This is a genomic window from Solibacillus sp. FSL W8-0372 (genome assembly GCF_037969735.1).
GTDB classification, from domain to species: domain Bacteria; phylum Bacillota; class Bacilli; order Bacillales_A; family Planococcaceae; genus Solibacillus; species Solibacillus faecavium.
This window is the reverse complement of the sequence record NZ_CP150204.1, coordinates 1,919,949-1,932,287: the sequence shown is the minus strand read 5'-3', so window position 1 is coordinate 1,932,287 and position 12,339 is coordinate 1,919,949. Positions and strand designations below refer to the sequence as shown.

Annotated in this window: 12 protein-coding genes; 7 read left to right on the top strand and 5 right to left on the bottom strand. The window is 38.6% G+C overall.

Annotated elements, in window-relative coordinates:
• The first annotated feature begins 16 nt into the window (after nt 1–16).
• On the top strand, nt 17–1,147 hold the full coding sequence (locus tag MKY13_RS09500) for a DUF4362 domain-containing protein (protein ID WP_339216764.1): 1,131 nt from the start codon (nt 17–19) through the stop codon (nt 1,145–1,147).
• A 288-nt stretch (nt 1,148–1,435) separates the two neighbouring features.
• Here MKY13_RS09500 and MKY13_RS09495 read toward each other — a convergent pair whose 3' ends face one another.
• Together MKY13_RS09495 and MKY13_RS09490 are read right to left on the bottom strand one after the other, a co-directional pair.
• Nucleotides 1,436–2,599 carry an aminotransferase class I/II-fold pyridoxal phosphate-dependent enzyme gene (locus MKY13_RS09495; protein WP_339216762.1) on the bottom strand — a complete coding sequence of 388 codons (1,164 nt, stop codon included), beginning with the start codon at nt 2,597–2,599 and terminating at the stop codon, nt 1,436–1,438.
• The gene (locus tag MKY13_RS09490; RefSeq protein ID WP_339216760.1) at nt 2,596–3,711 is read right to left on the bottom strand and encodes a methionine biosynthesis PLP-dependent protein; all 1,116 of its coding nucleotides are present in this window, start codon (nt 3,709–3,711) and stop codon (nt 2,596–2,598) included. The genes MKY13_RS09495 and MKY13_RS09490 overlap by 4 nt, the downstream gene beginning before the upstream one ends.
• Before the next feature lie 502 nt (nt 3,712–4,213).
• Here MKY13_RS09490 and MKY13_RS09485 point away from each other — a divergent pair.
• Together MKY13_RS09485 and MKY13_RS09480 are read left to right on the top strand one after the other, a co-directional pair.
• A complete protein-coding gene (locus MKY13_RS09485) occupies nt 4,214–4,390 on the top strand; it encodes a hypothetical protein (protein ID WP_339216758.1) in 177 nt (58 codons plus the stop codon).
• On the top strand, nt 4,377–4,862 hold the full coding sequence (locus MKY13_RS09480) for a DedA family protein (protein ID WP_339216756.1): 486 nt from the start codon (nt 4,377–4,379) through the stop codon (nt 4,860–4,862). Before MKY13_RS09485 ends, MKY13_RS09480 begins: the two co-directional genes overlap by 14 nt.
• A gap of 109 nt (nt 4,863–4,971) precedes the next feature.
• Here the strand turns inward: MKY13_RS09480 and mscL are convergent, their stop codons facing one another.
• Nucleotides 4,972–5,364 carry a large conductance mechanosensitive channel protein MscL gene (gene mscL / locus MKY13_RS09475; RefSeq protein WP_339216754.1) on the bottom strand — a complete coding sequence of 131 codons (393 nt, stop codon included), beginning with the start codon at nt 5,362–5,364 and terminating at the stop codon, nt 4,972–4,974.
• A 145-nt stretch (nt 5,365–5,509) separates the two neighbouring features.
• Between mscL and MKY13_RS09470 the strand changes: the two genes are divergently transcribed.
• Nucleotides 5,510–6,205, top strand: a complete 696-nt coding sequence (locus tag MKY13_RS09470; RefSeq protein ID WP_339216752.1) for a lytic transglycosylase domain-containing protein — start codon at nt 5,510–5,512, stop codon at nt 6,203–6,205.
• 69 nt (nt 6,206–6,274) lie between these two features.
• Here MKY13_RS09470 and MKY13_RS09465 read toward each other — a convergent pair whose 3' ends face one another.
• Together MKY13_RS09465 and MKY13_RS09460 are read right to left on the bottom strand one after the other, a co-directional pair.
• Complete coding sequence (locus tag MKY13_RS09465; RefSeq protein WP_191698890.1) at nt 6,275–6,532, bottom strand: GlsB/YeaQ/YmgE family stress response membrane protein; 258 nt, start codon at nt 6,530–6,532, stop codon at nt 6,275–6,277.
• Nucleotides 6,533–6,636: 104 nt separating this feature from the next.
• Nucleotides 6,637–7,182: an isochorismatase family cysteine hydrolase gene (locus MKY13_RS09460; protein ID WP_191698891.1), complete on the bottom strand. Its 546-nt coding sequence runs from the start codon at nt 7,180–7,182 to the stop codon at nt 6,637–6,639.
• Between the two features lie 736 nt (nt 7,183–7,918).
• Between MKY13_RS09460 and ilvD the strand changes: the two genes are divergently transcribed.
• From ilvD to ilvN, 3 genes are all read left to right on the top strand, one after another.
• Entirely contained in the window at nt 7,919–9,589 is a 1,671-nt protein-coding gene (ilvD, locus tag MKY13_RS09455) for a dihydroxy-acid dehydratase (protein WP_191698892.1), read from the top strand.
• 447 nt (nt 9,590–10,036) lie between these two features.
• Entirely contained in the window at nt 10,037–11,785 is a 1,749-nt protein-coding gene (gene ilvB, locus MKY13_RS09450) for a biosynthetic-type acetolactate synthase large subunit (RefSeq protein WP_191698893.1), read from the top strand.
• Nucleotides 11,782–12,297, top strand: a complete 516-nt coding sequence (gene ilvN / locus MKY13_RS09445; protein WP_191698894.1) for an acetolactate synthase small subunit — start codon at nt 11,782–11,784, stop codon at nt 12,295–12,297. The genes ilvB and ilvN overlap by 4 nt, the downstream gene beginning before the upstream one ends.
• Nucleotides 12,298–12,339: the final 42 nt, after the last annotated feature.

Genomic DNA, 12,339 nt, shown 5'->3' with positions numbered 1-12,339 from the left:
TAGGGGAGGATGAGGAATGAAAAGAATACTTGTATGTGCGGTGTTGCTGCTGTTAGTCGGATGTACAGATGAACAGAACGATTCAAGTATAATTCAGCGCGCAGTAATTGAACGGGTAGTTAGCGATAAAAATATTGGGACAGAAGAGATCATGGTTTTTGATCAAGAGGACCTTGATGACATCCAGGGTTATTTGTCCGAAACAAAATGGCAGCCAAATGTCGAGGCCGAAATGGCAAGGGAAGAAGATGTAGTATTGAGATTATTTATTGAATTGGAGAAAAACTTGCCCGAACGAATTAACACGTACCGAATCTGGTATGAGCAGGATCATTCCATAACGATTCTGAGTAATGTTGAAACAGAAGGGTACGGACGGCTGAATGCTGAATTTGGCAAACCATTTAAAGAGCTGCTTCAGCCATTGATAAATGAAAAAAAGCAGGTCATTGATAGACACGGACAGATTGAAAATGAAGAACTGTTTGAACAGTTTTTAAACGACATCGAAGCAAATAATGAAACATTACTTGAAATGATCCGTTACACAATCGAAGGGGACCCGATTTACTGGACAATCGAATATAACGGACAGCATTTTTCTATTGAAATTGATAACCGGGAAGATGCATTTGGAAGTAAAACGGTTGAAAACTATCAATGCACACAACTGGATGAGGTTGTGACAGGTTCTTTAATCGATTATAACTTTACAGGTTGTGATGGAGATTTTGATATTAATTTGCTGTCCGTTGAAAAAACTACAGAAGCATCTACTGAGCTTAAAATTCCAAATATAAACTTCATAATTGGTGATCAAACAATTAAAACTTATAAAGGCGCATATTCCTGGAGCTCATTTGATGCATCAACCGGAGAAACGACTACAACTATGACAGACCACGCTTCGCCCAATCAAATGATGGAGGCAGTTCAGGAAATAGAAGTGAATTTAAATGAACCGGTTGAAATCACTTTTGATAGTGAACCGACAAAGGTAGAATTCAACATTTGGAACGAAGCGGGCATCATCTCAACGTATCAGTCATTGGAAGAAATTAAGGAAACAGGACCTATCATTCTGGAAATTGTAGGCTATTGGAATGAAAGTCGCGCAACGTATGTAACAGCGTTAAAAGTTGAATAGGGGCAACTTAATAATAAACGGATATATGAATTGATTGGAGTGAAGGGTCGACTCCAGCGGGAACCGCACGATGCCTGAGACTACAGGCTCAGGCCGTGCCCGCGGAAAGCGTACCCGGAACGGAAATCAATTCTAGTGGAAGTAGAAAAAACAATTTTCTTCCACTAGACAAAAGGCCTCAAGAGTTTGTCTCTCGAGGCCTTTTGTCTTTTTATTTAACTAGATGCTTAGGAGGAACCGGGGAAAGCTTCGGTCCCAGAATGGAAATCAACGGGTTTGTCCCATAAATTATTTATATGGCCCAGCAATATTCAATGCCTGTGTGAAATCTTCAATTAAATCATCTTCATTTTCCAAACCGACTGAAAAACGCAGCAAGCCATCTGTTATACCACGCTTCGCACGCTCTTCCGGCTCCATTGCCGCATGACTCATTTTAGCAGGGTACGATAAAATTGATTCAACACCACCAAGACTGACAGCAAAAACGGGAATCTTCATTGCGTCAACAAACGCTTTGGCAATCTCATAGTTCGGTAAACTAAACGATAATACCGCTCCGGCAGAAGTTGCCTGCGCTGTATGAATCTCATAACCAGGGTGAGAGGGAAGACCAGGGTAATACACTTTTTCCACTAACGGATGGTCATGTAAAAACTGTGCAATACGCATCGCAACACGTGATTCTTCATTGAATCGGACAGCCGTTGTTTTCATGTTCTGAATTAATGTGTAGCAATCCTGTACACCTAATACAGACCCGAAAGAATTTTGGACGAAATAAATTTGATTGCCGAGCTCTTCATCCTTTGTTACAACTAAACCAGCCACAATATCTGAATGTCCCGATAAAAACTTCGTCGCAGAATGAATGACTACGTCTACACCCATATCAAGCGGTTTTTGATGTAATGGTGTCATGAATGTATTGTCCAAAAATGTCATGGCACCATGTTGTTTCGCAATATCGACAATTGCTCGAATATCTGTAATACCTAATGTAGGATTTGATGGCGTTTCAATATAAATTAGCTTCGTTTCAGGTCGAACTGCTGCTTTAACAGCCTCAATATCCGTAAAGTCTACAAATGTATGGGTAATACCATAGCGGGGCAATACTTTTGTGACAAAACGGTAAGTCCCTCCGTATACATCCTCTGTAATGACAATATGATCACCGGCAGATAAAATCATAAAGCATGCTGATACGGCAGCCATACCTGTAGCAAAGGCGAAACCTCGATTTCCACCTTCCAGTTCAGCGATAGCCTTTTCCAATGCGGCACGTGTCGGATTGCCTGAGCGGGCATAATCATATTCGCCAAATTCATCGATCGATTCTTGATGGAAAGTGGAAGAAAGATACATTGGTACATTTACCGCACCTTTTTTATCGGCATAGCCTTCTCGAATGGCACCGTGAATGAGCGCTGTTTCAATGCGATTTATCATGCGAACTCACCTCGTAACGTATCGAAAACTTGCTTAAGGTCGGCAATTAAATCATCCGCTTCTTCAATCCCTACAGAAAAACGCAACAATCGGTCACATACACCACGTGCTACACGCTCCTCATACGGCATATCTGCATGAGTCTGTGTGGCAGGATACGTAATAAAGCTCTCCACACCACCTAGGCTTTCCGCAAATGTAATCAGTTTTATGCCTTTTAAAAACGGATTGACCATTAACGCTTCCTTTACTCGGAATGAAAGCATGCCGCCTTTTCCTGTATACAGCACATCCGTAACAAGTGGTTCAGTCTTTAAATATTCCGCAATTTTCTTTGCATTTGCATCATGTTGCTTCAGACGAAGATGCAAAGTCTTCAGTCCTCGAATAAGCAACCAAGAATCCATCGGTGCTAACACCATACCGATTCCGTTATGATAATAGGCTAGTTTCTCACACAACTCTGTACCTTTTGCAACGACAAGTCCTGCCAATACATCATTGTGTCCGCCAATATATTTCGTCGCACTATGTAAAACAATATCCGCACCTAATTCAATTGGACGCTGGAAATAAGGTGTATAAAATGTATTATCCACAATTAAAAGTAATTGATGCTTTTTAGCCAATGCTGCATATTGAACTAAATCAATTTCCTGCATTAAAGGATTTGTAGGTGTCTCGATAAACAATGCCTTCGTATTTTCATTGATTGCACTTTCCACATCATTTACATTCGTAAACGCATTATAGACAGGTTTAATGTTGTAATTTTCTGAAAATGTTTTAAATAGTCGGTACGTTCCGCCGTATAAATCCTCTGGTACGATTAGTTCATCATTCGGTTTAAATAATGACATGACAAGCTGAATAGCGGCCATTCCTGAACTGCAGGCAAATCCAGCATCTCCACCTTCAAGTTCTGCAATTCCTTCTTCCAAAATGGAACGTGTCGGATTTTTTGTACGAGTATAATCATAGCCTGTAGATTCACCGATTCCTGTATGCTGGTAGGCTGTTGACATATAAATCGGAGGGTTGATTGCTCCTGTTTTTGCATCACTTAAATTTCCAAGCTGTACTAATTTAGTTTCTATAGAGCGCTGTGACATGAAAACACTTCCTTACACTTAATTTACGAAACATTTCAAATGAATCGATTATTAAATCAATTTAACATGAACAACTGAAAGGGACAATAGCGGAAAGTAGGAATTAACGAAATGGAGAGTAAAACGTGTAAAAAAGAACAATAACGCAAGTCTGCAACTTTTATTCAGCCATACTTTGCTGCTATGAGCCAATGGGTATTTATAAATAAATTCTATAACAGTTGCATATACTTCCAAAAACATACGACGCCAATCGACATTTCTGTTTGACAATAAACGATAATCTTTAATGTTAGACCGTTACGCAATTACTTCCCCAAGTTTTTCACCCCTTTTTCTTTACCGTAAAGTAATTCCACATTTTATGATTGATACATAGTGAAAATAACACGTGAAACAAGAAAATCTAGCAATATACTTATAAAGGATAAGGAATTTTGACAGTAAGCCTTCTAAACAAACATATGGATTTCGAAATCAACGAAGAGGAGAAGGTAATATAATGATACATGTATTTCTAATAGCAGCATTGGGTTTCATTGGAACAGCCTTTGTTATAATGCCATACCATATAGCTGTTGCATTATGTTTACTACTGTATTGGATGATGAGCCGGATTACATTGCCACATCTAAAAAAACACATGATTGAACGGGAACTGCAAAATGGAAGTCCTTAATCAGCTTGTGTCACAATATGGATACTTGGCTATTTTCGTAATTCTTTCATTAGGGCTTTTCGGACTCCCAATCCCTGATGAATTACTCGTTTTATGGATAGGGTATTTTTCTAAAATCGGCACGCTGAATTACACCTATTCTCTTGTCGTTTGCATTATCGGTACGTTTCTCGGGATGATGTTCAGCTATTATGTCGGGAAAAAAGCGGGGCGTCCTTTAATTGAACGGATTGGCAGGTGGATTGGATTAACAGATAAAAGAATAGGAAAGACCGAAAAATGGATTCATAAGTATGGCCCATCTTCTATTGTCATCAGTTTCTTTATACCGGGCATACGGCATGTTACAGGCTATTTTTTTGGTGTTTCGCAGATGAGATTAAAAACTTATGCGATCTATGTAGGCATCAGTGCAATTATTTGGTGTTGTGTACTTTTAACTTTAGGAAGAATGGTAGGTCACTTTGATTAATAACACGGGGGAGAGTTAAAAGAGCAATGTTTAATATTCATTATGAAAGCCACGAAATGTTGTATCAATAACATTTCATGGCTTTTTTAGTGTTTCTCTTAAGATTTGATTATTTAGCTTGTTCGTTCTTTAATAAATCACGAATTTCTTTTAAAAGTTCTTCCTTCGTATCAAGTTCCGGTGTCGGCTCTTCTACAATTTCCGATTCCTTTTTCCGATTTAATTTTGTTAATAGGCGTAGAGCCATGAAAATGGCAAACGCAATAATAAGAAAATCAATGATTGATTGGACAAATACTCCAAGTGCTATTTGTGCCTCACCTGAACCAAATTTCCACTCATCCTTTAAATCAATTCCACCTGTAAGCAACCCTACAAGGGGCATAATAATATTTTCTACTAAAGATGTTACGATTTTCCCGAATGCAGCTCCGATTACAACTGCAACAGCTAAATCGATTACATTTCCTTTCATAGCAAATTCCTTAAAGTCTTTCCACATATTCAACAGCTCCCAAAAATCATTTATTAATGCAGTATACTATTCTAACGATTGCCTCTATAATTATCAACTAGGAATTAAAGTTGAAATTTAGTAAAATGAATAGAATAGTAGGGTTTTAATCAGTTAAAGATTGGTGGCGGCTATGGCAAAAAGCAAAAAGAAACAACCTTTATTATCACCTAAAGTAAAAATTTACTTAATCGTACTACTCATTCCGATATCATTAACAATATACATATTTGCTTTTTTTAGTTGGCAGCAAATTCGTGGATTGCCTTTTATCGAACGATTTACCGAAAAGTCGGTCTACCAACAAATTCAGGATCAATTTGATTTAGAAATCCCGATCGAGTACATACCTGTCTACGTAGCGGCGGAACAAAAGTATAATGTTCCATGGACACTTCTTGCTGCACATCATCGAGTAGAAACACGTTTTTCTACAATGAGAACGCTTATTTCCCCTGTGGGAGCAGAAGGGCATATGCAATTTATGCCTTGTACATTTGTCGGCTGGAAGCATCCATCATGTAAAGACTTAGGTTTAGGTGAGATTCCGGAAAAGGATAAAACGAATCCAGCAGTAATAAAAAAATATGGTGGGTATGGGGTAGATGCCAATGGCGATGGTATTGCAGATCCGTTTGACATTGAAGACGCGATTTTTAGTGCGGCAAAGTTTTTATCGATTGCCGGAGTAAGGAATGGGGAACTGAAAAAAGCCGTTTTTCAATACAATCACAGCGATGCCTATGTAGAAGATGTTTTATATTATTACAAACAATACCGAGATTATGGTGAGCAATTGAAGCAAATTGCAATGGATGATACTAAATAAAAAAAGTGTGACGTGAAGTCACACTTTTTTAAAACTTAGATGCACAGATTTTTTGGGATTTGGTGTTTATTACGCTGCTTTTCGCATAGAACGTAAAATGAAGCTTACGACGAAAATCAATACAATAGCACCAATTAATGCTGGGAATACATAGAAGTCAGAAACTCTCCATCCCCAATTTCCTAATAACATACTACCGATCCAAGAACCGACAATACCTGCAATAATATTACCGATAATGCCTCCTGGAACGTCCTTACCTAGAATTACTCCTGCTAACCAACCTAAAATACCTCCGATAATTAAAAACCAAATAAAACTCATCATATAAATGTCCAACTCCTTCTGAAAATAGTGAATGATAATTGCATCTAGTTAGTTATTTCCTTTCTTCAGAAGGGTTAAACATTTTTAAGCTTTCTATTGGTGTGTTAAATAATGGTAGCGCCTAAACAGCCTTTAAAATGTTGCAGCGCCCAAGCATGTCCTGCCTCATTGAAACTAGCTACCGCCTTATCTGGAATTGTGATTTTATAGCCAAGGTTGTAGCTGTCAACGGCTGTATGCAACACACATATATCTGTACAAACCCCGACAAGAACTACTTCTTCGACACTTCGCTCACGCAGAAGGATATCCAAGTTTGTGCCTGCAAAAGCACTGTAGCGGGTTTTATCGAAAGAAATAACCTGTTCTTTGTATTTTTCATACATGTCCTTTACCGATCCATAAAGGTCACGGCCTTTTGTTCCTCTAATATTGTGAGGCGGGAATAATTTTGATTCAGGGTGGTAAGGATCATTTTCTTCATGTAAATCATTTGCAAAAACGACTACTTCATTTTGTTCTACAAATTGTTCAATTAACGAGCTTATATCCTGTTCAATAGCCTGCCCAGCTGCTCCACAAGTTAATTTTCCATCAGATGCGACAAAATCATACGTATAATCGATTACAATCAGTGCTCTTTTTACCATAATTAGCCTCCTTGATATGTTATAAAGCTATTATGCCATGATAGAAGAAATAATGATAAAATAAATTGTTAACTAAATATTCAAAATATTTTGATTTATTTAGTTGGGTAATGTATATTAAGAATATCAAAAAATTAAACGGGGTGGAGTGGATAAGATGGATCAGGCATTAATGAGGAAATTAAACCGTCAGGCACTTATTTTTGTAGGAATCCACAGCTTTATAATCTTGAACTTTGCAATTGAATTACTACTACTCAAATAAAATGGGATATTCCTAACCTAGCATCAGTTTGCTAGGTTATTGTTTTTTTGTTAATCATTTCAAATGATTTAACACCAATGCTAACAAGGCATGTAAGCATTTAGGTCAAGTACTGTGATGAGCTCCAACACCATTTTCAAATAAATTAAATTTTTTAAAAATTCAAATTTGTAAAAATTGAACTGAAAGAGAATAAACAGCACAGTAATCAGTAAGAAAGCGGTTACAATAAATTAGAACATTTTGAATTGTATAAAAAATTCAAAAAATAGTGTTGACGGTAGCACTCATTCCGTACTATGATAACAACAATTTAGTACACCACATCATTCAAGCACACAAACATGTTAAATGAATGATGTGACAAAATCGATTCCTATAATTAAAATTTAGAAAATTCTTATTTTTAAATACTGGGAAACGAAATATAAAACAACAAGAGTGAAAGCTTTACGTTGAGGGGCGTTTAATATGAGAAGTGATATGATCAAACTTGGAGTTGACCGAGCTCCACACCGTAGTCTTTTATATGCTACAGGTAAAGTAAAGGCGAAAGATTTAGAAAAGCCGTTTATCGGTGTTTGTAACTCATATATTGATATTATTCCAGGCCATGTGCATTTACGTCAGTTTGCAGACGTTGTAAAAGATGCCATTATAGAAGCTGGCGGTATTCCATTTGAATTCAATACGATCGGTGTTGATGACGGAATAGCAATGGGTCATATCGGCATGCGTTATTCATTGCCATCTCGAGAGATTATTGCAGATTCAGCCGAAACAGTTATTAATGCACACTGGTTCGATGGCGTGTTTTACATTCCGAACTGTGACAAAATTACACCGGGTATGCTAATGGCAGCTGTTCGAACGAACGTACCATCAGTATTTGTTTCCGGCGGTCCGATGGAAGCTGGTACTTCATCAACGGGTAAGCAATTATCATTGACGAGTGTATTTGAAGGAGTCGGCGCACATAAGGCAGGAACGATGTCAGCAGAAGAACTTCTTGATATTGAAAACAATGCATGTCCAACATGCGGATCATGTTCAGGAATGTTCACAGCCAACTCAATGAATTGCCTAATGGAAATGCTAGGTTTGGCTTTGCCAGGTAACGGTACAATTGTTGCAACGAGTGATAAGCGGAAAGAGTTAATTTATGAAGCAGCCAAACACTTGGTACGCATGATTAAAGAAGACGTAAAACCACGCGATATCGTAACAAAAGAGGCTATTGATGATGCATTTGCATTGGATATGGCAATGGGCGGTTCAACAAATACAGTACTTCACACATTGGCAATCGCGAATGAAGCAGAAATCGAATATAACATTGAAGATATTAATAAAGTCGCAGAACGCGTTCCTTATATTGCGAAAATTATGCCGGCATCGGATATATCGATGGATGACATTGCAAAAGCAGGCGGCGTACAGGCAATTATAAATGAATTAACGAAAATTCCAGGTGCGATCCATCCAGATCGTCCAACAATCGCAGGTGTAACGATGCGAGAACTTGTAAAAGATTACAAGATCACGAATGATAAGGTTATTCGAACAAAAGATAATCCATATAGTGCTGTAGGTGGTCTTTCCGTTCTATTCGGAAACATCGCACCTGAAGGATCTGTTATTAAGGTAGGTGCTGTTGACCCTTCTATTAAAACTTTTACAGGTGAGGCAATCGTATTTGAATCACAGGAAGAAGCACAAAAAGCAATTGATGAAGGCATTGTACGTGAAGGGCACGTAGTAGTCATTCGCTATGAAGGGCCAAAAGGTGGTCCGGGTATGCCGGAAATGCTTGCTCCTACATCAGCGATTCAAGGTCGCGGATTGGGGACAAAAGTAGCTTTAATTACAGATGGTCGTTTCTCAGGCGCATCACGCGGAATTTCCATCGGTCATATTTCTCCAGAGGCAGCTGAAGGCGGTCCAATTGCTTTAGTAAATAACGGAGATATTATCGAAATCGATTTACCAGGTAGAACAATTAATTTACAAGTTTCTGATGAAGTTCTTGCAGAGCGTCGTCAAAACTTACAACCATTTGAACCAAAAATTAAGCGCGGTTGGCTTGCACGTTACTCAGCTTTAGTAACGAATGCTTCCCAAGGCGGCGTAATGAAAATATAAAAAGAATAATATAAATCGTTGATGAGGTTAAAGAATATAGAGTCTTGTATTTACCAGAGAGCCGGTGTTGGTGGAAGCCGGTGATACAACTATATTCGACATCCCCTCGGAGTGAGCTATTAAACGCATTCGCCATTAGATAGCTCCGGGCATAATCGAAATGCTCGTTATTAATGAATCGCTCTCTTTATTAGTTGCACAAATTTCTTATGGAATTTGGTAATAGAGAGGTCAAGGCGGTTCACGAGGTAGCAAGGTGGACATTGGTTCTTTTAAAGGGGCCTTTGTTGTCTTTGCTATAAATAAGGGTGGTACCATGAAAAGTCTTTTTCATCCCTACGTAAGAGGTTTTCTTTTGCGTGCGGATATAAGAGGCTTTTTCTTTTTATATAAAAATCGACCATGAGTTAACATATAAATTTTTTTCAAAGGAAGGAGTATTAAAAAATGAGTACAAATGTTTCAATCAGTAAAGAAATTGAAATGCCTGAGGAACAGCCACAAGTAATTAAATCTAGAGATGGTGCCGATATTTTAGTGCAGGCATTACATGATCAGGAAGTAGAAATTATTTTTGGTTATCCAGGTGGGGCCGTATTACAGATTTATGATGCACTTTACCGTAACCCGATTCGCCATATTTTAACACGACATGAACAAGGTGCTATCCACGCAGCAGAAGGTTATGCTCGTGTAATGAATAAGCCGGGTGTAGTCATTGCAACATCTGGACCAGGTGCAACAAACCTTGTAACAGGTATTGCGGATGCGATGATTGATTCCATTCCACTAGTAATTTTTACAGGTCAGGTAGCCACATCAGTCATCGGTACGGACGCTTTCCAGGAAGCAGATATTATGGGGATTACAACACCAATTACAAAGCACAACTATCAGGTTCAGGATGTAGCGGATATTCCACGAATCGTTAAAGAAGCATTCCATATTGCGAATACGGGACGAAAAGGGCCGGTAGTTATTGATTTCCCTAAAAATATTTCACAATCTGTTTTCCTTGAGGATATAAAAACACCGGAGGATATTTATTTACCAGGATATCAACCAACGACTAAACCGAACTATTTACAAATACAAAAAGCGATTCAGGCCATTACTTTAGCTAAAAAACCTTTAGTGCTTGCAGGTGCAGGTGTATTATTCGCAGATGCTTGCGAACAATTGACTGAATTTATTGAAAAATATAATTTACCGGTTGTAAACACTCTACTTGGTTTAGGAAGTATACACGGACAGCATAAACAGTTCTTTGGTATGGCAGGAATGCATGGTTATGCAACAGCTAATGATGCCATTACAAAATGTGATTTATTAATCAATATCGGGGCACGATTTGACGATCGCCTGACAGGGAACTTAGCTACTTTTGCGCCAAATGCGACGATTATCCACATTGATATCGATCCAGCAGAAATCGGGAAAAATGTTCCGACAGACATTCCGATTGTAGCGGATGCAAAAGAAGCACTTTATGCATTATTGAAAAAAGATTTCCAAGGACCGGATACGACGGACTGGATGGATTACTTAAATGATAGTCGCGACAGATATCCACTTTGGTATGAAGATGCTGGTGAAGAAATTTTACCGCAGCAAGCAATGGAAATTATCCATAGGTTAACGGATGGCGACGCAATTGTTACAACTGACGTAGGGCAGCATCAAATGTGGGCAGCGCAATATTATCATTTAAACAATCCACATGGCTGGGTTACATCAGGCGGATTAGGAACGATGGGCTTCGGATTCCCTGCAGCCATCGGAGCACAATTTGCGAAACCTGATAAGAAGGTTATTTCCATCGTAGGTGATGCAGGATTCCAAATGACAAACCAAGAGCTGATTCTATTAAAAGAATTCAATTTACCTGTAAAAGTTGTCATTTTGAATAACAGCTGCTTAGGAATGGTACGACAATGGCAGGAAACTTTCTATGAAGAGCGCTACTCTCAAAGTCTTATGCCGATTCAGCCGGATTTCGTAAAGCTTGCTGAGGCATATGGAGTAAAGGGCTATCGAATTGATAATTTATCGGAGGCAGAAGCAATTTTTGCCGAAGCAATTAATTCAGATGAACCAGTCGTAATTGACTGTCGAGTGAAACAGCTCGTGAGCGTCTTCCCAATGGTCGCACCAGGAAAAGGATTACATGAAATGATTGGAGTGGAAAAGCCATGAAACGTGTGCTCACAGTAACAGTAATTAATCAAAGCGGAGTATTAAATCGAGTGACAGGTTTGTTAATGAAACGCCAATTCAATATTGAATCAATTACAGTTGGTCACTCAGAACAGCCGAACTTCTCAAAAATGACGTTCATCGTTCATGTGGAAGATGAAAATAAAATCGAACAGTTAATTAAACAGCTATCGAAGCAAATTGACGTATTAAAAGTAAATGATATTACAGAAAAATCAATCGTTCTTCGTGAGCTGGCACTCATTAAAGTAGTATCACCACCGAATATGCGAATGGAAATGAATGCAATTGTTGAGCCGTTCCGACCACAAGTTGTCGATACGTCAAAAAATGTTGTCACATATGAAGTTGTAGGTCATCCGGAAAAAATCGATGCATTTATCGAACTGATTAGACCATATGGCATTAAAGAATTAACACGTACTGGCGCAACAGCGTCGATACGTGAAGCACAAAAAATCGAAGGTCCACAACTTTCAATTTTAAAATAGCCGGCATTCCATACGGGGCGGAGGATGTCATCTGAAGCCCGT

Coding starts and splice junctions, on each gene's coding strand:
- MKY13_RS09500 (WP_339216764.1), top strand. CDS start 17: ATGAAAAGAATACTTGTATGTGCGGTGTTGCTGCTGTTAGTCGGATGT.
- MKY13_RS09495 (WP_339216762.1), bottom strand. CDS start 2,599: ATGATAAATCGCATTGAAACAGCGCTCATTCACGGTGCCATTCGAGAA.
- MKY13_RS09490 (WP_339216760.1), bottom strand. CDS start 3,711: ATGTCACAGCGCTCTATAGAAACTAAATTAGTACAGCTTGGAAATTTA.
- MKY13_RS09485 (WP_339216758.1), top strand. CDS start 4,214: ATGATACATGTATTTCTAATAGCAGCATTGGGTTTCATTGGAACAGCC.
- MKY13_RS09480 (WP_339216756.1), top strand. CDS start 4,377: ATGGAAGTCCTTAATCAGCTTGTGTCACAATATGGATACTTGGCTATT.
- mscL (WP_339216754.1), bottom strand. CDS start 5,364: ATGTGGAAAGACTTTAAGGAATTTGCTATGAAAGGAAATGTAATCGAT.
- MKY13_RS09470 (WP_339216752.1), top strand. CDS start 5,510: ATGGCAAAAAGCAAAAAGAAACAACCTTTATTATCACCTAAAGTAAAA.
- MKY13_RS09465 (WP_191698890.1), bottom strand. CDS start 6,532: ATGATGAGTTTTATTTGGTTTTTAATTATCGGAGGTATTTTAGGTTGG.
- MKY13_RS09460 (WP_191698891.1), bottom strand. CDS start 7,182: ATGGTAAAAAGAGCACTGATTGTAATCGATTATACGTATGATTTTGTC.
- ilvD (WP_191698892.1), top strand. CDS start 7,919: ATGAGAAGTGATATGATCAAACTTGGAGTTGACCGAGCTCCACACCGT.
- ilvB (WP_191698893.1), top strand. CDS start 10,037: ATGAGTACAAATGTTTCAATCAGTAAAGAAATTGAAATGCCTGAGGAA.
- ilvN (WP_191698894.1), top strand. CDS start 11,782: ATGAAACGTGTGCTCACAGTAACAGTAATTAATCAAAGCGGAGTATTA.